Here is a 20541-nt window from a genome sequence, read left to right on the forward strand (position 1 = left end):
CTTTGTGCCCGGATATAGTTGACCCAGCTGGTTGCCTTCTGTTGCCAGTTATCCTGCTGCTGCAGCTCACGGGCCAGTTCCAGCGCCTGGGCATACTGCTCCTTATTAAGGTGTGCCTGCACCAACAACGCTTTGGCACGATTGCCTTGCTCGCCTTTTACCGACTTGATGGCGGCGAGCTGGGTCATGGCAGCATCTGTCTTGCCCTGTTGCAGCAGCAGTTCGGCGGCGCGCATGGCCGCTTTGGGCTGACCATGCTGGTTGGCCAGCTGTTGCCAGCTATCGACCGCTTGTGACCACTCCCGGGCACCTTCCCACAATTGGGCCAGCAGTTGGCGATTTTCAGCACTTTGCTTCATCTGTCCCTTGGCCATGGCCGCTTCCAGCAGACGGGCACCACGATAAGGCAGCCCTTGCCAGGCATAGAGGCGGATCAGCTGATTGCGGGCAGACGCGTCATCCATCAGTTTTTTGTCGATGGCGGTCTGCAGCAATGCCAACGCCTGATCGCCCCGTTTGGCAGAGAGGTTGAGCGACACCGCCTGCTGCCACCATTTGCTCTCTTTGGGTTCGTGGCTGATCAACTCGACCGCCTGATCGGCCGCCACGCCATAACGTTGCTGAGCGGTGAGGGCGGAGAGACGAATAATGGCGGCCTGCTTCTGCCAACCCTTCTTCAACAACTGTTCGCTCTGGCTGGCGGCGTCACCGTACTGCTTGTTGTGGTAATAGAGGCCAGCCAGACGCAGGTGCAGCCCATCGTCTTGCTTGAGTGCCAGTGCCGCCTTGTAGCTGGCGATGGCACCAGACCAGTTGGATTGCTGGGCCTGAATATCGCCGCGCAGTCGCAGCAGCTGGAGCTGTTGTTGCTCGGGCCACTCTTTATAGGCAAGGGCCTGTTCGACATAACGGCTCGCCTGGGCGGTCTGTTGCAGATTGGCCGCCAGCGAGGCTTGCAGCTGCGCCAGCCAGGCACGCTCGGCATCGCTATTTGGCTTGAGGCCGGATGCCTTGCTCTGGGCTTGTTGCCAATGACCGGACTGATAGAGCTTCATCACGGGTTCAAGCTGACGGGAGAAGTGGGGGCTGACCTCCATCGCCAGACAGGCTTGGCCGACCAGGGCCAGCAGACAGATCCAGATCCGCAACATAGTTATGACTCCAGTTTGAATTTGAGAGTGATGACTTGCACCAGCTTGTCGGTGGCGCCCGGTCTCGGCTGATAGCGCCACTTGTTGATCGCCTGAATGGCCGCCCGCTCGAACTGACGCTTGGGCTTAGCCTCAATCACCTCAACATCCTGCACACCACCTTCGGCATTCACGCTAAAACGCAGGGTGACGAATCCTTCGATCCCTGACTGCTGGGCACGATAGGGGTAAACCGGCTCGATCCGTTGCAGCGGCATCAGCATGTCACCGGCGCCGATCCCTGCCCCTTGCTGCTGGCCGTGGTAGTTGCTACTCAAGACCGGCGCGGTACTGGTCGCCACACCGGGGGCATAAACCTGCACAGCGCTGAGGCTGGATACCAGATCCAGACTCGGCTCAACGGCCGCCAAGGGGGCCGCAGCGGGCATCGGCAGCGGTGTGGAGGCCAATGCGGCAGGAGGCTCTGGCAGAGGTTCGGGCTCCTGCGGCACCGGACGCTCGCGTACCTGCACCTCGGTCACCTCGTTCTGCATATTGATGACGATGGGCTTCTGTTCGCTCGCCACCTTCTCGCCCCGGGGCGGTTCAACCAGGGTGGCCATAAACAGCAGGATGCCCAGACTGAGGGCAATCCCCAGCCCCAGGCTCATCAGCTTGTATTTCATTTCGGTGCCACCGCCACGGCGATATTGGCGATACCCGCCGCCTTGGCCTCATCCATCACCCGCACCACCTTGCCGTGGGGCACCCGCTCGTCGGCCTGGATCACCAGGCTGGCATCGGGTTGCTCCGCCAGCAGACGGGCAATGGTGGCCTGTACCCGCTCCACATCGATCTGCTTGCGGTCGAGGAAGATCTGACCCTGAGCCCCGATCGCCAGCATGATGCTGGAGGATTTCTGCGCCTTGGCTTGACTGGCCTGGGGCCTGTGCACCTCGAGCCCGGCTTCACGCACGAAGGAGGTGGTGACAATAAAGAAGATCAGCATGATGAACACGATATCCAGCATGGGGGTCATGTCGATCTGCACTTCGTCACGCTGGCGTTTGGATTGCCGTCTCATTGCATTACCTTCTCTTCTCGCAGGCCGTCCCGGGTCTTGGCCAGCGCACGCTTGGCCTGACTCTCGAGCCGACTGAGTAACAACACGCCGGAGAGCGCCACCACCATGCCTGCCATGGTGGAATAGTGGCGCGGGAGATCCCGCCCGCCATGCTCTCCGGGTTAAAGCGGTTGGCCGCAGCCAACGCATCAAATACGCCGATCATGCCGGTCACTGTGCCCAGCAACCCCAGCATGGGACAGAGCACCACCAGGGTGCGGATGAAGATCAGATGACGGTTCAGTTCCAGCTCTGCCTGCGCCAGCCAGCGGCTGCGGATTGCCCGGGCGTGCCAACTGTGGCGCTCGCTGCGGGCCTGCCAGCGGCCGAGCAGCTGTTGCTGCAAGGGGCCAAAACCCAGATTGAGGTAGAGCAGCCGCTCGATCATCAAAATCCACATCAGCACCAGCAGGGCCAAAATGACCCAGAGCACAGGGCCGCCACGGCCCATGAAACTCTGCAGCTGTTGCCAGATGTCGAGCATCATGCTGCTCGCTCCATCCCGCCGTTATTGCTCTCGGCGCGCTCAGCCAGAATGCCGGCTACTTGCTGCTCCAGCACATTGGAGAGCTCGGTGAAGCGTGATTGCAGCAGGCTGTGGGCCAGGATCAGCGGAATGGCCGCAACCAGACCCTGTACCGTGGTGACCAGCGCCATGGAGATGCCGCCCGCCATGATCTTGGGATCGCCGGTGCCAAACTGGGTGATGGCCTGGAAGGTGCCGATCATCCCGGTTACTGTACCGAGCAGACCCAGCATGGGGGCGATGGCCGCGATTACCTTGACCATGCCGATGCCGCGCTCCATGCGAGGAGTCTCCTGCAGGATCGCCTCATCAAGACGCAGCTCGAGGGTCTCCATGCTCAGCTCGGGGTGTTTGTCTGCCACCGTCAGCACCCGGCCGAGGGCGTTGTCGGCGTGATACTCGCCGCTCTTGAGCTGGCGACGCACCAGCGTGAGTTCGCGGGAGAGGCTCCACAACCGTACAGCCGCAATTCCCAGACCAATAGCAGCCAGCAGCACGATAATGGCGCCAACCTGACCACCTTGTTGTACCTGCTGCCAGAAGGTGGGTGCCTGTGCCAACATCGCCAGCAGAGTGCCATGAGAAGGATCCAGCGGCAGCGCTTCCCCTTCCTGACCCTGATAAGCCGCAACGGCAGAGAGCACGCTACCGGGCAGACCCAGTACCGGGCTCAAGCCTTCGGCGGTCGGTTGCAGGAAGCCCTCGCTCCCCAGCAGGGCAAAGCTGCCTGCCCGGGTCAGCGACTGCTCGCTGGCAGCCCCCTGGGCATCGAGCACCTTGCCGTTGAACTGGGCAATCCGGCCAGATTCACGGATCTCCTGCAGCAGCGTGGTGGGTAGAAGGGCGAGGGCGGCGCGATCCGGCACCTGTTTATCCTGTGCCATGGCTTTCAGCGGGGCGAGACGCTCCGGGTACTGGCCCTCGACGGCGGATTCGCTCAGCAGCTTGACCGCATCGCTGGCGCCCTGACGGGTGACCGCGAAGATCTCGTTCATGTCGCCGGAGGCTTGCTCCCACTGGGCGTTGAGCTCGACCAGCTGCTTCTCGTTGCTGGCGAACTTGCCGGCCAGCTCCTTGCTCAAGCGCTGAGCCTCGGCCAGTCTGGCGCGGGCAGTGCCGAGCTCCCTGGCAACGGTCGCCAGATCTTGCTGAGCCTGCTGTTCACGAGCCTGTTCCTGCTGCTGCCACTCATCGGCGACAGCGGCGTTGGTACCGCAGGAGAGAGCAATAAGGAGGGGGAACCACTTCATGGTGACTCTCATGATTGGGCCTCCTGACTACGGCTGACAGAGAGGGGGACATTGAGCAACTGGGGAACTTTCTTGTCGGCGGCCACATCCATCGCCTCGGCGATAGGGGAGAGCCACTGGCTGTCGAGGGCTTGCCACTGCTTAGCCTCGGCAGACCAGCGCCATGCCTGACTGCGATCGGCCGTCATTGCCAGCAGGGAGACCCGCCCCAGCGCCAGCACATCAACCCGACGCGGAGCACCATCCAGCTCCAGCTCGGCGGAATAGCTGTCCATCCGGCTGCCGTATTCGGCTTCGATCTGATAGGCCTGCAGCAACTGACGGAATTTCTCTGCCTCGCTAACGTCTGCGCGAGCCAGGGTCGCTTTCAACTGTTCAACCCGCGCCAAACGATCTTCCTTGCGCAGCGGAATGTCATTTTGCACCAGCTGTTCCAGATCTGCCTGCATCTGCAACATCAGCGGGATCAAGCCCTGACGGGTCTCTTGCACCGCTTCCAGCTGCTGGCTCAATTTACCCAGCTCATTTTGCTGATCGGCCACCAGAGATTGCATGTAGCGGTTGTAGGCTTCGAGGTCACGCAGTTGCAGCTGGGCATTTTGCAGCTCCAGTCGTGCGGCAACGGCGGCATCGGCGGCTTTTTCCACCCGCTGCTGGGAGGCTTTCCCGGCAGCTATGCTGTTCTTGAGGGCGGGAGCAACCAGCTCATCCCCGATGGCAGCAAAGTGGACTGACAGTGGCAGCAGGGCCACACCCCATAATTTGTTCATTGAAATACATCTTACTAATGATAACTATTATCATTATCTCAAATGCAGGGCGGACTGGCAACGAGAGGATTTTCTTGGCCTTTATGCACAAAAAAAGGATAATTTTTAAGCACGCACGGAATAAGTGGCGCCAATAGCCACCGCACAAATATAAATAACGATAAAAAATCTTTTCGATCAGTGTGATAGAGATCGAAAAAGGAGAAAGTAATGCTCAACGATGCGATCTGGGAACATATCGACAAGTTCACCAAGGCAACAAAAACCAGCGATATCCAGCAACTGCTGGAGCGCTTCAGTCATCAAATGGGCTTCGATTACTTTCGGCTGCTGATTATTTTCCCCATCAGCATGCAAAAATCCCACGTGGCACTGTTCAACAACTGTCCGACCACCTGGTTTGACGCCTACAGCGAAAACCAGTATCTGACCCAGGATCCGGTGGTCTATCTGGGGCTGAAACAGACCCAGCCGATCTTCTGGAACAAGCTCGACTGCGACTCGCCCTGGCTGCCCAGTGCCAGCCGCGACGTGATGAACCTGGCCGCCGATTTCGGGGTACGCAATGGCGTCTCCTTTCCGCTGCACACCCCGCAGGGGGAGCACGGCATTCTCTCATTCATCACCAAGGATAAATCCAACTCCGACCTGATGTTTGAAAATGTCCCGCTGCTGTCTTTCTGCGCCAGCTATATCTTCAACTCCGCGCTGCAACTGATCAAAAGCAGACCGGATATGATGAAGTACCTGACCGAACTGTCGGATCGGGAGAAGGAGTGCCTGTTCTGGGCCAGCGAGGGCAAGACCTCCTGGGAGATCGCCACCATCCTCGGCATCAGTGAGCGGACGGTCAACTTCCACCTGACCCAGGTGACCAACAAGACCGACTCAAAGAACCGCAGTCAGGCCATCGCCAAAGGGATCACCAGCGGCATCATAGTGCCCTCCCTCGACGAGGTCACCATCACCAACCTGCGGCTGTCGTAACCCTCAGCCGAAACAAAAAGAGCCGCAATTGCGGCTCTTTGTCATTTCAGAAAGTGACTTATCAAAAGTGACTTACTCAACGGTCACTGATTTTGCCAGGTTGCGCGGCTGGTCCACGTCGGTGCCCTTGATCAGGGCAACGTGGTAGGAGAGCAGCTGCAGCGGCACGGTATAGACGATGGGGGCGATCACCTCTTCCACATGGTTGAGGTTCATGACCCGCATGGTCTCGTCGCTCTTGAAGCCGGTGTCGGCATCGGCGAACACGTAGAGGATACCGCCACGGGCGCGCACCTCTTCCACGTTGGACTTGAGCTTCTCCAGCAGATCGTTGTTCGGCGCCACCACAATGATGGGCATCTCGGCATCGATCAGCGCCAGCGGGCCGTGCTTCAGCTCGCCAGCGGCGTAGGCTTCGGCGTGGATGTAGGAGATCTCTTTGAGCTTGAGCGCCCCCTCCATGGCGATGGGGTACTGGCTGCCGCGGCCGAGGAACAGGCTGTGCTGCTTGTCGGCAAACTCTTCGGCCAGGGTTTCGATATCCTTGGCCAGCGCCAGACTCTCTTTAATACGCAGCGGCAGGGCTTGCAGCGCCTTGACCAGTTCAGCCTCGGCGGCGGCGCTCAGGTGGCCACGGCAGTGACCGACGGAGGCCACCAGCATCAGCAGGCCAGCCAGCTGGGTGGTGAACGCCTTGGTGGAGGCCACACCAATTTCTGCCCCCGCGCGGGTCATAAAGGCCAGATCCGATTCACGCACCAGCGAGGAGCCCGGCACGTTGCAGATAGCCAGCGAGCTCATGTAGCCGGATTCCTTGGCCAGACGCAGGGCGGCCAGGGTATCGGCGGTCTCGCCACTCTGGGAGAGGGTCACCAGCAGGCTGTTGGGGCGCACTACCGACTTGCGATAGCGGAACTCGGAGGCGATCTCTACATCGCAGGAGACGCCAGCAATCTCTTCGAACCAGTAGCGGGCCACCATGCCGGAGTGATAGGAGGTACCGCAGGCAACGATCTGCACGTGCTCGACCTTGCCAAAGATGGCGCGCGCGCCGTTGCCGAACGATTCGACCACCACGTGATCGCAGCCCAGACGCCCTTCCAGAGTGTTGGTGATCGCTTTGGGTTGCTCGTGGATCTCCTTGAGCATGTAGTGACGGTATTCACCCTTGTCACCGGCATCGTGGGAGAGCTCGGACTCCTGCTCTTCGCGCACCACAGCGTTGCCGTTGGTATCGAAGATCTGCACATCGCGACGGGTCACTTCGGCCACATCACCCTCTTCCAGGAAGATGAAACGGCGGGTCACCGGCAGCAGCGCCATCTGGTCGGAGGCGATAAAGTTCTCGCCGATACCGCGGCCGATCACCAGCGGTGAACCGGAGCGGGCCACCACCACGCGGCTGTCGTCGCGGCTGTCCATCACCACGGTACCGTAGGCACCGCGCAGCTGCTTCACCGCAGTCTGCATGGCGGCCAGCAGGCTACCGGCGCTCTTCAGCTCGTGATGGACCAGATGGGCAATCACCTCGGTATCGGTGTCGGAGCTGAACACATAACCCAGCGCCTTCAACTCTTCCCGCAGCTCTTCGTGGTTCTCGATGATGCCGTTGTGTACCACCACGATATGCTCGGAGACGTGGGGGTGGGCATTGCGCTCGGAAGGCTCGCCGTGAGTGGCCCAGCGGGTATGGGCGATGCCGGTACCACCATGGACGGACTGCTCGTCGAGCGCCTTGGCCAGCTCGGCCACCTTGCCCAGACGGCGAACCCGCTGCAACGGCTGGTTGGCGCTGAACACGGCCACACCGGCTGAGTCATAACCGCGGTACTCCAGACGGCGCAGGCCCTCTACCAGAATTTCAGCCACATCACGTTGGGCAACAGCCCCGACGATGCCACACATACACTTCTCCTTGAGATGCAAATCGTAAAGTCAGTTGGATGGTTCAGAGCTCGATGTCAGCAAGTGACCGGGGCGCAGATAAGCGTCACCCCCTGGGCTTGAATCTGTTCTCTGGCCTCGCTGGCCAGCCCCTCGTCGGTCACCAGGGTATGGATGCTCGACCAGGGAAGTTCGAGATTGGGGATCTTGCGGCCGATCTTTTCCGATTCGACCATCACAATAACCTCCCGCGATACCTCGGCCATGACCCGCGACAGACCGACCAGCTCGTTGAAGGTGGTGGTGCCACGCTCCGGGTCGATGCCGTCGGCACCGATAAATAGCTGGTCGAAGTCGTAGGATCGCAACACCTGTTCTGCCACCTGCCCCTGGAAGGATTCGGAGTGAGGGTCCCAAGTGCCACCGGTCATTAACAGGGTAGGCTCATTTTCCAGCTCGCGCAGGGCACCGGCCACATTGAGGGAGTTGGTCATCACGATAAGGCCGCGCTTGTTGCCCAGCATGGGGATCATGGCGCTGGTGGTGCTGCCACTGTCGATGATGACGCGGTTGTGATCACGCAGCCGCTCGGCCGCCGCACGGGCAATGGCTAACTTTCGGTTCGAAACTTGTTCAGGGTTGGCCTCGACCACCATCTCGCTCGGCAAGGGGACTGCACCACCGTAACGGCGCAGCAGCAGACCACCGGTCTCCAGTACGGCCAGATCTTTACGGATAGTCACTTCGGAGGTAGAAAAGTGTTTGGCGAGGGCGTCGACGCTCACTTCACCCTGCTCTTGTACCAGGGTCACTATGGTGTGTCGGCGTTGTTGAGTATTACGTTTGGTCATTTTTAAGTTTCGATTCGAAAGAACATCGAAATATTAGCCCCTTTTTCGGAAAAATAAAACAGCAAATAGGATCCGATTTGGTTCGATGCCAGAATGGGGTGCCAATTTGCGACGAGGATGCCATGCAAAAGAGAGTCATCTGGCTGGTGGAGGATGAGGCCAGCATCGCCGACACCCTGATTTACGCCCTGCAGACCGACGGGTTCGAGGTGGAGTGGTTCATGCTGGGCCAACAGTTGCTGACACGACTGGAACAGACGCGACCCGACTTCCTGATCCTCGATGTGGGGCTGCCCGACATCAGCGGCTTCGAACTCTGCAAGCAGGTGAGGGCGCTGACCGATATCCCCCTGATGTTCCTCACCGCCCGCAGCGAGGAGATAGACCGGCTGATCGGACTGGAGATCGGTGCCGACGACTATGTGGCCAAACCCTTCTCGCCACGGGAAGTGTGTGCCCGGGTGCGGGTCATCCTGCGCCGCAGCCAGCCCGTCGCCCCCCAGCCCAGCGCCCTGCTGGTACTGGATGAGGAGCGGGCCCGCATTCACTTTCGCGGCCAGCCGCTGGCCCTCACCCGCTACGAATATCTGCTGCTCAAGACCCTGATGCTGGCGCCGGGGCGGGTCTACTCCCGCCAGCAGCTGATGGATCTGGTGTGGCAGGATGCGGAGGAGAGTCTGGATCGCACCGTCGATACCCACATCAAGACCATCCGCGCCAAGCTGCGCGAACATGATCCAGAAGCCAACCTGATCCTCACCCATCGCGGGCTGGGCTACAGCCTGGAGCTGGCATGAGACTCGGACTGCAACTGCTGTGCGGCCTGCTGCTGATCTTCGCGCTGGCCGCCTGGTTCGTGCTGGAGATCTTCGTCGAGGAGATCAAACCCGGGGTGCGCAGCGCCACCGAGGATACTCTGGTAGACATGACCCAGCTGCTGGCACCGCTGGCGCTCGATGATCTGAAAGAGGGCAATATGATGAACGGGCGGTTGGCCAGCGCCTTCGCCCGCCTCAACCAGAATCCCATCAATGCGATGATCGACGGCCACCTCAAGCAGCAGGCGGAGTACCGCATCTATGTCACTGACCAGAAGGGTATGGTGATTTACGACTCCGACGGCACGGATCTGGGCAAGGATTATTCCCGATGGAACGATGTCTACCGCACCCTGCGCGGCCAATATGGCGCCCGCAGCACCCGCACCGATCCCGACGATGCCGCCAGCTCGACCATGTATGTGGCAGCGCCGCTGCGGGAGGGGGCCGAGATCATCGGCTCCCTCACCGTCGCCAAACCCAATCGCACCCTGATGCCCGCCATTGAGCGGGGGGAACAGGAGCTGCTGCGGGCAGGCGGCCAGATGCTGCTCATCTCGCTGCTGATCGGCAGCCTGCTGGTGTGGTGGCTCAACCGCGCCATCGGCAAGCTGGTGCACTACGCCGACTCGGTCAGCAAGGGGGAGGCGGCACCGCTGCCACGGCTGCACACCGTCGAACTGGATCGGCTCGGCCGCTCGCTGGAGACCATGCGCCACCAGCTCGATGGCAAAAGCTACATCGAAGCCTATGTGCACAGCCTGACCCACGAGCTGAAGAGCCCGCTGGCCGCCATTCGCGGGGCAGGGGAAATTTTGGCCGAAACGCCGCCCCCCGAAGTTGCCAAACGCTTTATCGGCAACATCAATCTGGAAACCGCCCGCATGCAGCAGCTGATCGAGCGAATGCTGCAACTGGCGCGGCTGGAGTCGGGGCAGGGGCTGGATCGCCAGTCGGTGGAACCGGCAAAACTGGGCAAGCGCACCCTCGACGCCCGCCAGATCATCGCCCAGCGCCGTCAGGTCGAGTTGGTGGCCGAGCTGGCCAGCGCGCCGAAACAGAAGTGGGATCCGCTGCTGGTGGAGCAGGCCATCGGCAACCTGCTGGATAACGCCATCGACTTCTCTCCCGCCTACGGGCAGGTCACCTTGAGCGGCAGCCAGCAGGAGGAGGGCTACTGTTTTCGGGTCACCGACAGCGGCCCCGGCATTCCCGACTACGCCCTGCCGCGCATCTTCGAGCGCTTCTACTCCCTGCCACGACCGGACAAGGGCAAGAGCAGTGGTCTGGGGCTCAGCTTCGCCCATGAGGTGGCCCACCAGCATGGCGGCCGTCTGACCCTGAGCAACCGGCCAGAGGGAGGCGCGCTGGCGGAACTCTGGCTGCCATTCACTTAGTCCCCCCGCAACTTCACATTCCCCACACAAAGCGGCATTAGACTGCCGCTTTCTCTCATCCATTTGCTCAAGGAAATGCTATGTCCCGCCTGCTTCTCTCCAGCCTGCTGGCTGCCGGTCTGCTCGCAGCCCTGCCTGCCTCCGCCGCCAGCGGCTGCTTTCTCTATGCTGACGGCAACGGCCAGACCCTCTCCAGCGAAGGGGACTGCTCCAGCCAGCTACCGCCCGCGTCCACCTTCAAGATCCCGCTGGCGCTGATGGGTTACGACAGCGGCTATCTGGTGGATGAAGAGCATCCGGCACTGCCTTACAAACCGAGCTATGATGGCTGGCTGCCCGCCTGGCGCGAAACCACTACCCCGCGCCGCTGGGAAACCTACTCGGTGGTCTGGTTTTCCCAGCAGCTCACCGAATGGCTGGGGATGGAGCGCTTCCAGCAATATGTCGACCGCTTCGACTACGGCAATCGGGATCTCTCCGGTAATCCGGGCAAACATGACGGCCTGACCCAGGCTTGGCTCAGCTCCAGCCTCGCCATCAGTCCGGAGGAGCAGGCCCGCTTCCTCGGCAAGATGCTGAGCGGCAAGCTTCCTGTCTCGGCGCAGACCCTGCAGTACACCGCCAATATCCTCAAGGTGAGCGAGATCGACGGCTGGCAGATCCACGGCAAAACCGGCATGGGCTACCCGAAGAAGCTGGATGGCAGCCTCAACCGCGATCAGCAGATCGGCTGGTTCGTCGGATGGGCCAGCAAACCGGGCAAGCAACTGATCTTCGTCCATACCGTGATGCAAAAGCCCGGCAAGCAGTTCGCCTCCCTCAAGGCGAAAGAAGAGGTGCTGGCCGCCCTGCCTGCACAACTTAAAAAGCAGTGATCTCGCTTCCCGCCAGATAAACCCCGATAACCACGGTCAGCCCACCAGCGACGGGCTGACCGCCATTCGTAAACGAGACAAAAATGAAATTATTTCTATTGCTGCTCTGGCTTCCGGCCAGCATGGCGCTGGCTGCCTGTGATCTCTCCGACCGCCTGACACGGCAGGGAGAAGTCATCCATGATCGGCTAAACCACCTCGAATGGCAGGCGTGCAGCCTGGGCAGCGAGTGGCAGAAAGGGAAAGGCTGCGTGGGCACACCGGCCCTGCTGACGCTGCTTGAAGCCAAAGATGAAGCGGCCCGCCTGGGCGAGGGGTGGCGACTCCCCACCATCGAGGAGCTCTTCACCCTGCTCGACGAAAATTGCCGGACGCCGATGACAGACCCGCGCTTCTTCTCCGATATCCATGACAACGGGGAAAATTCAGCCCCCTACTGGACCTCCAGCTCCATCGAGGAGATGCCGGAACTGATCTATTACATCGATTTTATGCACGGGCTCATCGACGGCCACACCGATCGTTTCGCGCAAGCCGCCCGGTTGGTGCGCTCCCGCCCCTGAAGAATCCCACGGCGCCTGATGGCGCCGTTTTTCAACAGTTCACCGCCACTTCACACAGACCCATCACCACTTCACACCGGACTGACAGACTCACTCCATCAAACAAGGAGACGTGTCATGGTCAAACAGATATTCACCCACAAGATCTTTCTGCTGCTGTTGCTCAGCCTGCTGTTGATGGTGCCGGTGCAATCCATCATGGAGCTGAACCGGGAGCGTCAGGCTTACCGCAGTCAGGCCATTCACAGCATCATGGCCAGCAGCAGCGGCCCGCAACGACTGATGGGGCCCATTATCGTGCAGCCCTATACCCGTTCGGTGACGGTCGAGCAGGAGGGCAAGCGCTTCGTCCGTCAGGAGCAGATCTACCGCTACCTGCTGCCGGAGCAGTTGGATATCAAGGCCAACATGGAGGTCACCCCGCGCAAGCTGGGCATCTATCAGGCGCAGGTCTACCAGACCCGGCTCTCCCTCTCCGGCCGTTTGCCGACAGCCGCTCAACTACAAGAGAGCGCGCCGCTCGCCGGGGATGACGAGCTGGTGGCAGGTAAACCCTACCTGAGTCTGGTGCTCTCCGATGCCCGCGGCATCAACAGCGTGCCCGAGTTGCAGCTAGGCAAGCAGCGCACCCCCTTTGCTCCGGGTGCTCGCCTCGGCAGCACCCAGGCCGGGATCCATGCTCCTCTCGACAGCCTGCCGCAACAGGATGGCACCTTCCATCTGGAGCTCAATCTGCAGGGGATGAACGAGCTGGAAGTGGTGCCGCTCGGCCGGGAAAGCAAGCTGCAGCTGGCCGGCAACTGGCCCCACCCCAACTTTATCGGTGACTTCCTGCCGGCCAGTCGCAGCCTCAATCAGGAGGGGTTCAGCGCCAGCTGGCAGACCAGCTGGTTCGCCACCGATATGGAGAGCCGCTTCAATCGGGCGATGAACGGCGGGGAGGGTGTGTTGCCTACCTTCAGCGTCAGTCTGGTGCAACCGGTGGATCACTATCAGCTCAACGAGCGGGCGGCCAAGTATGCCCTGCTCTTCATCGGCCTTACCTTTATCAGCTTCTTCATGTTCGAGCTGCTCAAGGGGCTGCGGGTTCACCCGATCCAGTACGCGCTGGTGGGCATGGGGCTGGCCATCTTCTATCTGGTGCTACTGGCCCTGACTGAACACCTCGGCTTTGGCTGGGCCTATCTGGTGGCCTCGCTAGCCAGCGTGCTGCTCAACGGCTTCTACCTCAGTCATGTGCTGGGTGGCCCGAAGCAGGGGATCGGCTTTGCTGCGCTGCTCGGGCTGGTCTATGCCATTCTCTACAGCCTGCTGCAGGCCGAAGAGATAGCTCTGCTGCTCGGCGCCCTGCTGCTGTTCGCCACCCTGGCGCTGATCATGCTGCTGACCCGCAAGCTCGACTGGTATCAGGTGATGGACTACAGCGCACCCGCGACCACATGGGCGGCCCCCCAGTCATCGACCAGTGACACCAACCATCAGTCATAAGCCAAAAAAAACCGGCGCCATCAGGCGCCGGTTCTATTTTATTGATCGGGCATCACTTCTTCTTGACCGGACGAGCCCAGTTTTTGATGTGACGCTGGGGCACCCGGGTGATCACCAACTCGTTCTCGGCCACATCCTTGGTGATGGTAGAACCCGCCCCCAGAGTCGCCCCCTTGCCGATGCGCACTGGCGCCACCAGCTGGGTATCGGAACCGACAAACACATCATCCTCGATGATGGTCTGGAATTTGTTCACCCCGTCGTAGTTGCAGGTGATGGTACCGGCACCAATATTCACCTTTGCGCCCACCTCGGCATCCCCCAGATAGGTCAGATGACCACACTTGGAGCCAACCCCCAGACGGGCCTTCTTCATCTCGACGAAGTTGCCAACATGCGCATCCTGCTCGAGCACAGCCCCCGGGCGTAGACGGGCAAACGGGCCGACCGAACACTGATCTGCCACCTGAGCCCCTTCAACGATGGAGTAGGGCTTCACTTCAGTGTGATCGCCGATCACGCAATCCTTCAGCACGGCACCGGCACCGATACGAACATGGTTGCCGAGGGTTACCTTGCCTTCGATGATGACGTTGACATCGATCACCACCTCTTCACCGATCTCGAGGGTTCCGCGCAGATCGAAGCGGGCCGGGTCGATCAGGGTAGCACCGGCGATCATCAGCTTCTCGGCCTGCATCTGCTGGTAGCTGCGCTCAAGGGCAGCCAGCTGCACCCGGTTGTTGGCCCCTTCCACCTCGGCGGCACGCTCCGGATGGACCGCTGCGATCGGGCAGCCATCGCCGTGCGCCATGGCGATCACGTCGGTCAGGTAGAACTCACCCTGGGCATTCTTGTTGTCCAAGCGGGAGAGCCAGCTGCGCAACTGACCGCCGTTGGCCACCAGCACGCCGGTGTTCACTTCGCGGATGGTCAGTTGCTCGGCGTTGGCATCTTTCTGTTCGACGATGCCGACCACCTGACCGTTTTCACGGACGATGCGGCCATAGCCGGTGGGGTTGTCCAGCACCACAGTCAGCAGCGCCATGCCATCGCTTGCCTTGGCAGCCAGCAGTCGTTGCAGGGTCTCTGGCTGGATCAGCGGGGTATCGCCGTAGAGCACCAGCACATCGTCTTCATCCTTCCAAAACGGGATGGCCTGGGCGACGGCGTGACCGGTCCCCAGCTGTTGCGCCTGCAGCACCCAGTTGACATCGGCCGCCACGATCCGCTCTTTCAGCAGTTCGGCACCGTGCCCATAGACCAGATGCAGCTGCTCGGCACCGACCTGACGTGCAGTATCGATCACATGGGAAACCATGGGTTTGTTGGCTACCGGGTGGAGTACCTTGGGCAGGGAAGAGCGCATGCGGGTACCTTTACCCGCCGCCAAGATCACGACGTTGAGGGACATAAATTGGCCTTTGGAACATGAGAAATACTCGGCGGAGTCTATCCAACGGGTAAAAAAAAAGCGACCCGAAGGTCGCTTTTTACATCACCGTTATTAGCGGTAATTCTTTTTGACGATATCGATGACTCGCAGTTGAGCCATCGCCTTGGCCAGCTCGGTGGCGGCCTGGGCGTAGTCGATATCACCATGGGAGCTGTGGATCCGCTCTTCGGCTGCGCGCTTGGCTTCCTGGGCTTTCGCCTCATCCAAGTCGTCAGCACGAATCGCAGTGTCCGCCAGCACGGTCACGGATTCAGGTTGTACTTCCAGCATACCGCCGGAGATGTACAGCACCTCTTCAGTTCCGTTCTGCTTCACCAAGCGGACCAGGCCCGGCTTGATGGCAGTCAGCAACGGAGCATGACCGTGGCGGAGACCCAACTCACCTTCGGAGCCTGATACCTGAGCGGATTGCACGCGACCGGAAAACAGTTTTCCTTCGGCGCTCACCACGTCCAGGTGAAAGGAGATCATCTCTGCCATGGGCCCTCCTGTCGAGGCTTACAGTTTCTTGGATTTCTCGACGACTTCGTCGATACCGCCAACCATGTAGAACGCCTGCTCGGGCAGATCGTCATACTCGCCTTTCAGGATGCCCTGGAAACCACGGATGGTCTCTTTCAGCGGCACGTATTTACCCGGAGAACCGGTAAACACTTCTGCTACGAAGAACGGCTGGGACAGGAAACGCTCGATCTTACGGGCACGGGCTACGGTCAGTTTGTCTTCTTCTGACAGTTCATCCATACCCAGGATGGCGATGATGTCCTTCAGCTCTTTGTAGCGCTGCAGTACGGTTTGAACGCCACGAGCGGTCTCGTAGTGCTCTTTGCCAACCACCAGCGGATCCAGCTGACGAGAGGTAGAGTCCAGCGGGTCAACGGCCGGGTAGATACCCAGTGCCGCGATTTGACGGGACAGTACGACGGTCGCATCCAGGTGGGCGAAGGTGGTCGCCGGAGACGGGTCAGTCAAGTCATCCGCAGGCACGTAAACGGCCTGTACGGAGGTGATGGAACCGGTCTTGGTGGAGGTGATACGTTCTTGCAGAACACCCATCTCCTCGGCCAGGGTCGGCTGGTAACCTACTGCGGAAGGCATACGGCCCAGCAGTGCGGATACTTCGGTACCGGCCAGGGTGTAACGGTAGATGTTGTCCACGAAGAACAGCACGTCACGACCTTCGTCACGGAACTTCTCGGCCATGGTCAGGCCGGTCAGCGCAACGCGCAGACGGTTTCCGGGCGGCTCGTTCATCTGACCGTAAACCAGAGATACTTTGTCCAGTACGTTGGACTCCATCATCTCGTGGTAAAAGTCGTTACCCTCACGGGTACGCTCACCAACACCGGCGAACACAGAGTAACCACTGTGCTCGATCGCGATGTTACGGATCAGCTCCATCATGTTTACGGTTTTGCCTACACCGGCACCACCGAACAGACCAACTTTACCACCCTTGGCGAACGGGCATACCAGGTCGATAACCTTGATGCCTGTTTCCAGCAGATCGTTGCTGTTGGACTGATCTTCGTAGCTGGGGGCAGCGCGGTGGATAGACCAGCACTCTTCTTCACCGATCGGACCTTTTTCGTCGATTGGCTCGCCCAGTACGTTCATGATCCGACCCAGAGTCGCAGTACCGACCGGAACCTGGATGGATTTACCGCTATTCACTACTTCCAACCCACGACGCAGACCGTCGGAGGAGCCCATGGTGATGCAACGAACGACGCCGCCACCGATCTGTTGCTGAACTTCCAGCACCAGACCCTGGCCTTGACCTTCGCTAACGACCTTCAGTGCATCGTACACCTGGGGCACGGCATTCTGCGGGAACTCGATGTCCACCACAGCGCCGATGATTTGGACGATGAAACCGTTACTCATGTCAAATCCTCTAAACCTTTGATAACCCTTGCCTTACACCGCAGCAGCACCGGATACGATCTCTGTCAGCTCCTGGGTAATACTGGCCTGACGGGCCTTGTTGTATACCAGTTGCAGATCGTTAATCAGGTTACCGGCGTTGTCAGTCGCGGCTTGCATGGCAACCATTCGGGCTGCCTGTTCACTTGCCAAGTTTTCCACTACGCCCTGGTAAACCTGAGATTCGACGTAGCGAACCAGCAGGGTATCCAGCAGCTTCTTGGGATCCGGCTCATAGAGGTAATCCCAGTGGTGTTTCTTGGCGAGCTTGCTGTCTTCAGTTACGGGCAAAGGCAGCAGTTGATCGACCCGTGGTTGCTGCACCATGGTGTTGACGAACTTGTTGTACACCAGATACAGCTTGTCAATCTCACCGTTGTCGTAAGCCTTCAGCATGACCTTGACTGAACCAATCAGGTCATTGACGCTCGGACTATCGCCCAGTCCTGCGACATGAGCTTTAACCTTGGCGCCGTGCCGTTCAAAGAAGTTGGAGGCCTTGTTACCGATCAGTGCCAGGTCAACCTTGGCACCTTTCGCGCTCCATTGCTTCATATCATTGAGGGCAGCCTTGAACAGGTTGATGTTCAGACCACCACACAGGCCACGGTCGGTGGAGACGACGATGTAACCCACTCGCTTGACCTCACGTTCGATGAGGTAGGGGTGCTTGTATTCCAGGTTCCCCTGAGCGATATGGCCGATCACCTTGCGCATGGTTTCAGCGTACGGACGGCTGGCAGACATGCGTTCCTGCGCACGGCGCATTTTGCTTGCTGCCACCATTTCCATAGCGCCGGTGATCTTCTGAGTGTTTTTCACACTCCCGATCTTGTTACGTATCTCTTTTGCGCCGGCCATCTCTTACTCTCCATCAAGTGGCAGCTCACGCTGCCACACACGCTTACCAGGTCTGGGTTGCTTTGAAGCTATCCAGCAACGCAGTCAGCTTGCCAACGATCGCGTCGTTGTAGTCGGCTTTGGCATTGATTTCAGCCATCAGCTCGGCATGCTGGGTATTGGCGTAAGAGAGCAGAGCGGCTTCGAAGTCGACGATTTTGTTCAGCTCGACATCGGAGAGATAGCCTTTCTCGGCGGCGAACAACACCAGAGACTGGTGAGCCACGCTCAGCGGAGAGTACTGCTTCTGCTTCATCAGCTCGGTCACTTTCACACCGTGATCCAGCTGCTTGCGAGTCGCCTCGTCCAGATCGGAAGAGAACTGGGCGAATGCCGCCAGTTCGCGATACTGGGCCAGCGCGGTACGGATACCACCGGACAGCTTCTTGACGATCTTGGTCTGAGCAGCACCACCTACACGGGATACGGAGATACCCGGGTCAACCGCCGGACGAATACCGGAGTTGAACAGCTGTGAAGTCAGGAAGATCTGACCATCGGTGATGGAGATCACGTTGGTCGGAACGAACGCAGATACGTCACCCGCCTGGGTTTCGATGATCGGCAGCGCGGTCAAAGAACCGGTTTTGCCTTTCACTTCACCCTTGGTGAACTTCTCTACGTACTCGGCGTTAACGCGAGCAGCACGCTCCAGCAGACGGGAGTGCAGATAGAAAACGTCACCCGGGTAAGCTTCACGTCCTGGCGGACGGCGCAGCAGCAGGGAGATCTGGCGATAAGCTACGGCCTGCTTGGACAGGTCATCATAGATGATCAGCGCGTCTTCACCGCGGTCACGGAAGTACTCACCCATGGAGCAACCGGCATACGGAGCCAGGTACTGCAGAGCAGCCGCTTCGGAGGCAGAGGCAACAACCACGATGGTGTTGGCCAGGGCGCCGTGCTCTTCCAGCTTGCGCACCACGTTGGCGATGGTGGAGGCCTTCTGGCCAATCGCAACGTAGACACACTTAATGCCGGAATCTTTCTGGTTGATGATGGTGTCGATCGCGATGGCGGTCTTACCAACCTGACGGTCACCGATGATCAGCTCACGCTGGCCACGACCGATTGGGATCATGGCATCGATGGCTTTCAGACCGGTCTGGACCGGCTGGTCAACAGACTTACGCTCGATAACGCCCGGTGCGATCACTTCGATCGGCGAGAAGCCGTCGTTGTCGATCGGACCTTTACCGTCGATCGGCTGACCCAGGGTGTTCAACACCCGGCCCAACAGACCACGACCTACCGGCACTTCCAGAATGCGGCCAGTACCTTTTACTTTCATTCCTTCTGACAGACCGTCATAGGAACCCATAATCACCGCACCGACGGAGTCACGCTCCAGGTTCAATGCCAGAGCGTAGCGGTTGCCCGGCAGCTCGATCATCTCACCCTGCATGGCATCAGCCAGGCCGTGAATACGAATGATACCGTCGCTCACAGAGACGATAGTACCTTCGTTACGCGCTTCGCTCTTTACATCAAACTGCGCAATGCGCTGCTTGATCAGCTCGGCGATTTCAGTGGAATTCAGTTGCATGCTCTAATACCCCAATCAAGATTGCAGCGCGTCAGCCATGCGATCCAGCTTACCGCGGACAGTGCCGTCGATTACCAGATCACCGGCCTTGATGAGCACCCCGGCCATCAAGGACGCATCGATGCTGCAATTCAGCTTCACTTTGCGCGCGAGACGTTGTTCCAGAGAAGCCTGAATATTGGCTTTCTGCTGGTCGGTCAGTTCGATCGCCGAAATCACGTCAGCCTGAACCTCTTTATCCAGTTCAGCTTTGAACGCTACAAATTCAGCAACGACCGCCGGCAGCACACCCAAGCGACCATTCTCGGCCATCACCCGGATCAGGTTCTGGCCATGCACGTCGAGTTGCTCACCGCAGACACCGACAAACAGCGTTGCCAGCTCTTCGGCGGCCACAGAGCCGTTTACCAGGTTGTGCATGGTCTCGTTTTCCACTACTTGCGCAGCGAAACCGAGCATACCCAGCCACTGGTCAACCGCCTTGTGCTCAACGGCAAACTCGAAAGCAGCCTTGGCGTAGGGGCGAGCGATTGTAGTCAGTTCAGACATAGCCCCGTTCCCGTTACAGTTCTGCTACCAGTTTGTCGACGATGTCGCTGTTGGCAGCCTGGTCGATTTGACGCGCCAGGATCTTCTCTGCACCAGCAATGGCAAGAGCAGCAACCTGCTTACGCAGTTCTTCTTTGGCACGATGACGTTCAGCTTCGATCTCGGCACGGCCCTGAGCCAGGATTTTTTCCCGCTCAGACTGGGCACCAGCGGCAGCTTCATCAATGATCTGGGCCTTGCGTTTGTTGGCCTGTTCAATGATTTCAGCAGCCTGCAGCTTGGCTTCTTTCAGCTGATCGGTGGCGTTGGCCTTGGCCAAATCCAGATCTTTCTTGGCACGTTCGGCAGAAGAGAGACCGTCAGCAATAGCTTTCTGACGGGCTTCGATGGCTGCAATCAGCGGCGGCCATACGTACTTCATGCAAAACACTACGAAGAAGAAAAAAGCAATTGCTTGGCCGAGGAGGGTGGCATTGATATTCACAGCCGATGTCCTCTTAAG

At 59.5% G+C, this 20541-nt stretch carries 20 protein-coding genes and 1 pseudogene (1 of these 21 only partly in view); 6 read left to right on the forward strand and 15 right to left on the reverse strand.

The features are described 5' to 3' along the window. The 6 genes and pseudogenes from ACTG2O_RS03545 to ACTG2O_RS03570 all read right to left on the reverse strand — a co-directional run. Nucleotides 1-1151, reverse strand: the 5' portion of a protein-coding gene (locus tag ACTG2O_RS03545) for a hypothetical protein (RefSeq protein ID WP_019445497.1). Its footprint begins 28 nt before the window's first position; only the first 1151 of its 1179 coding nucleotides appear in the window; it begins with the start codon at nucleotides 1149-1151; its stop codon lies off the left edge, out of view. A gap of 2 nt (nucleotides 1152-1153) precedes the next feature. Next, complete coding sequence (locus ACTG2O_RS03550) at nucleotides 1154-1816, reverse strand: energy transducer TonB (protein ID WP_019445498.1); 663 nt, start codon at nucleotides 1814-1816, stop codon at nucleotides 1154-1156. After that, a complete protein-coding gene (locus tag ACTG2O_RS03555; RefSeq protein ID WP_005339369.1) occupies nucleotides 1813-2214 on the reverse strand; it encodes an ExbD/TolR family protein in 402 nt (133 codons plus the stop codon). The genes ACTG2O_RS03550 and ACTG2O_RS03555 overlap by 4 nt, the downstream gene beginning before the upstream one ends. After that, nucleotides 2211-2740: pseudogene (locus ACTG2O_RS03560) on the reverse strand (MotA/TolQ/ExbB proton channel family protein). Before ACTG2O_RS03560 ends, ACTG2O_RS03555 begins: the two are co-directional and overlap by 4 nt. Then, nucleotides 2737-4041: a MotA/TolQ/ExbB proton channel family protein gene (locus ACTG2O_RS03565; RefSeq protein WP_019445499.1), complete on the reverse strand. Its 1305-nt coding sequence runs from the start codon at nucleotides 4039-4041 to the stop codon at nucleotides 2737-2739. The pseudogene ACTG2O_RS03560 and the gene ACTG2O_RS03565 overlap by 4 nt, the downstream one beginning before the upstream one ends. Next, the gene (locus ACTG2O_RS03570) at nucleotides 4038-4799 is read right to left on the reverse strand and encodes a DUF3450 domain-containing protein (protein ID WP_005357258.1); all 762 of its coding nucleotides are present in this window, start codon (nucleotides 4797-4799) and stop codon (nucleotides 4038-4040) included. The genes ACTG2O_RS03565 and ACTG2O_RS03570 overlap by 4 nt, the downstream gene beginning before the upstream one ends. Before the next feature lie 210 nt (nucleotides 4800-5009). Here ACTG2O_RS03570 and ACTG2O_RS03575 point away from each other — a divergent pair, with 210 nt between their 5' ends. Continuing rightward, complete coding sequence (locus tag ACTG2O_RS03575; protein WP_005339360.1) at nucleotides 5010-5786, forward strand: helix-turn-helix transcriptional regulator; 777 nt, start codon at nucleotides 5010-5012, stop codon at nucleotides 5784-5786. Between the two features lie 72 nt (nucleotides 5787-5858). Here the strand turns inward: ACTG2O_RS03575 and glmS are convergent, their stop codons facing one another. Both glmS and ACTG2O_RS03585 read right to left on the reverse strand, forming a co-directional pair. Beyond that, nucleotides 5859-7691 (reverse strand): glutamine--fructose-6-phosphate transaminase (isomerizing), encoded by a 1833-nt coding sequence (gene glmS / locus ACTG2O_RS03580; RefSeq protein WP_019445500.1) that lies wholly within the window; start codon nucleotides 7689-7691, stop codon nucleotides 5859-5861. Nucleotides 7692-7747: 56 nt separating this feature from the next. After that, a complete protein-coding gene (locus tag ACTG2O_RS03585; protein ID WP_005339356.1) occupies nucleotides 7748-8521 on the reverse strand; it encodes a DeoR/GlpR family DNA-binding transcription regulator in 774 nt (257 codons plus the stop codon). Between the two features lie 122 nt (nucleotides 8522-8643). Between ACTG2O_RS03585 and blrA the strand changes: the two genes are divergently transcribed. From blrA to creD, 5 genes are all read left to right on the forward strand, one after another. After that, nucleotides 8644-9318, forward strand: a complete 675-nt coding sequence (gene blrA, locus ACTG2O_RS03590; RefSeq protein WP_013724228.1) for a beta-lactam response regulator transcription factor BlrA — start codon at nucleotides 8644-8646, stop codon at nucleotides 9316-9318. Beyond that, nucleotides 9315-10736 carry a beta-lactam sensor histidine kinase BlrB gene (blrB, locus tag ACTG2O_RS03595; RefSeq protein WP_019445501.1) on the forward strand — a complete coding sequence of 474 codons (1422 nt, stop codon included), beginning with the start codon at nucleotides 9315-9317 and terminating at the stop codon, nucleotides 10734-10736. Before blrA ends, blrB begins: the two co-directional genes overlap by 4 nt. Before the next feature lie 80 nt (nucleotides 10737-10816). Next, the gene (gene blaOXA / locus ACTG2O_RS03600; RefSeq protein WP_439975341.1) at nucleotides 10817-11611 is read left to right on the forward strand and encodes an OXA-12 family class D beta-lactamase; all 795 of its coding nucleotides are present in this window, start codon (nucleotides 10817-10819) and stop codon (nucleotides 11609-11611) included. An 83-nt stretch (nucleotides 11612-11694) separates the two neighbouring features. After that, a complete protein-coding gene (locus ACTG2O_RS03605; protein WP_026034948.1) occupies nucleotides 11695-12174 on the forward strand; it encodes a DUF1566 domain-containing protein in 480 nt (159 codons plus the stop codon). Nucleotides 12175-12291: 117 nt separating this feature from the next. Beyond that, entirely contained in the window at nucleotides 12292-13662 is a 1371-nt protein-coding gene (gene creD / locus ACTG2O_RS03610) for a cell envelope integrity protein CreD (RefSeq protein WP_019445504.1), read from the forward strand. 52 nt (nucleotides 13663-13714) lie between these two features. Here creD and glmU read toward each other — a convergent pair whose 3' ends face one another. The 7 genes from glmU to atpF all read right to left on the reverse strand — a co-directional run bounded on the left by glmU (nucleotide 13715) and on the right by atpF (nucleotide 20523). After that, nucleotides 13715-15076, reverse strand: coding sequence for a bifunctional UDP-N-acetylglucosamine diphosphorylase/glucosamine-1-phosphate N-acetyltransferase GlmU (gene glmU / locus ACTG2O_RS03615; RefSeq protein WP_019445505.1), 1362 nt, complete (start codon nucleotides 15074-15076; stop codon nucleotides 13715-13717). 93 nt (nucleotides 15077-15169) lie between these two features. Further along, complete coding sequence (locus ACTG2O_RS03620) at nucleotides 15170-15598, reverse strand: F0F1 ATP synthase subunit epsilon (RefSeq protein WP_005339345.1); 429 nt, start codon at nucleotides 15596-15598, stop codon at nucleotides 15170-15172. Nucleotides 15599-15616: 18 nt separating this feature from the next. Continuing rightward, nucleotides 15617-17005 (reverse strand): F0F1 ATP synthase subunit beta, encoded by a 1389-nt coding sequence (atpD, locus tag ACTG2O_RS03625; protein ID WP_005339344.1) that lies wholly within the window; start codon nucleotides 17003-17005, stop codon nucleotides 15617-15619. 33 nt (nucleotides 17006-17038) lie between these two features. Continuing rightward, nucleotides 17039-17905 (reverse strand): F0F1 ATP synthase subunit gamma, encoded by an 867-nt coding sequence (atpG, locus tag ACTG2O_RS03630; RefSeq protein WP_005339343.1) that lies wholly within the window; start codon nucleotides 17903-17905, stop codon nucleotides 17039-17041. Nucleotides 17906-17948: 43 nt separating this feature from the next. Further along, complete coding sequence (atpA, locus tag ACTG2O_RS03635) at nucleotides 17949-19490, reverse strand: F0F1 ATP synthase subunit alpha (protein ID WP_005339342.1); 1542 nt, start codon at nucleotides 19488-19490, stop codon at nucleotides 17949-17951. Nucleotides 19491-19505: 15 nt separating this feature from the next. Beyond that, nucleotides 19506-20039 carry a F0F1 ATP synthase subunit delta gene (gene atpH / locus ACTG2O_RS03640; RefSeq protein ID WP_005339341.1) on the reverse strand — a complete coding sequence of 178 codons (534 nt, stop codon included), beginning with the start codon at nucleotides 20037-20039 and terminating at the stop codon, nucleotides 19506-19508. Between the two features lie 13 nt (nucleotides 20040-20052). Then, entirely contained in the window at nucleotides 20053-20523 is a 471-nt protein-coding gene (gene atpF, locus ACTG2O_RS03645; protein WP_005339336.1) for a F0F1 ATP synthase subunit B, read from the reverse strand. Between the last annotated feature and the right edge of the window lie 18 nt (nucleotides 20524-20541).

The sequence above is a fragment of the Aeromonas sp. 61P genome, assembly GCF_051919545.1.
Taxonomy (GTDB): domain Bacteria; phylum Pseudomonadota; class Gammaproteobacteria; order Enterobacterales; family Aeromonadaceae; genus Aeromonas; species Aeromonas veronii.

Coding starts and splice junctions, on each gene's coding strand:
- glmU (WP_019445505.1), bottom strand. CDS start 15,076: ATGTCCCTCAACGTCGTGATCTTGGCGGCGGGTAAAGGTACCCGCATG.
- ACTG2O_RS03565 (WP_019445499.1), bottom strand. CDS start 4,041: ATGAGAGTCACCATGAAGTGGTTCCCCCTCCTTATTGCTCTCTCCTGC.
- glmS (WP_019445500.1), bottom strand. CDS start 7,691: ATGTGTGGCATCGTCGGGGCTGTTGCCCAACGTGATGTGGCTGAAATT.
- blrB (WP_019445501.1), top strand. CDS start 9,315: ATGAGACTCGGACTGCAACTGCTGTGCGGCCTGCTGCTGATCTTCGCG.
- ACTG2O_RS03575 (WP_005339360.1), top strand. CDS start 5,010: ATGCTCAACGATGCGATCTGGGAACATATCGACAAGTTCACCAAGGCA.
- blaOXA (WP_439975341.1), top strand. CDS start 10,817: ATGTCCCGCCTGCTTCTCTCCAGCCTGCTGGCTGCCGGTCTGCTCGCA.
- ACTG2O_RS03550 (WP_019445498.1), bottom strand. CDS start 1,816: ATGAAATACAAGCTGATGAGCCTGGGGCTGGGGATTGCCCTCAGTCTG.
- blrA (WP_013724228.1), top strand. CDS start 8,644: ATGCAAAAGAGAGTCATCTGGCTGGTGGAGGATGAGGCCAGCATCGCC.
- creD (WP_019445504.1), top strand. CDS start 12,292: ATGGTCAAACAGATATTCACCCACAAGATCTTTCTGCTGCTGTTGCTC.
- ACTG2O_RS03605 (WP_026034948.1), top strand. CDS start 11,695: ATGAAATTATTTCTATTGCTGCTCTGGCTTCCGGCCAGCATGGCGCTG.
- ACTG2O_RS03570 (WP_005357258.1), bottom strand. CDS start 4,799: ATGAACAAATTATGGGGTGTGGCCCTGCTGCCACTGTCAGTCCACTTT.
- atpA (WP_005339342.1), bottom strand. CDS start 19,490: ATGCAACTGAATTCCACTGAAATCGCCGAGCTGATCAAGCAGCGCATT.
- ACTG2O_RS03585 (WP_005339356.1), bottom strand. CDS start 8,521: ATGACCAAACGTAATACTCAACAACGCCGACACACCATAGTGACCCTG.
- atpH (WP_005339341.1), bottom strand. CDS start 20,039: ATGTCTGAACTGACTACAATCGCTCGCCCCTACGCCAAGGCTGCTTTC.
- atpD (WP_005339344.1), bottom strand. CDS start 17,005: ATGAGTAACGGTTTCATCGTCCAAATCATCGGCGCTGTGGTGGACATC.
- ACTG2O_RS03555 (WP_005339369.1), bottom strand. CDS start 2,214: ATGAGACGGCAATCCAAACGCCAGCGTGACGAAGTGCAGATCGACATG.
- atpG (WP_005339343.1), bottom strand. CDS start 17,905: ATGGCCGGCGCAAAAGAGATACGTAACAAGATCGGGAGTGTGAAAAAC.
- ACTG2O_RS03620 (WP_005339345.1), bottom strand. CDS start 15,598: ATGGCAGAGATGATCTCCTTTCACCTGGACGTGGTGAGCGCCGAAGGA.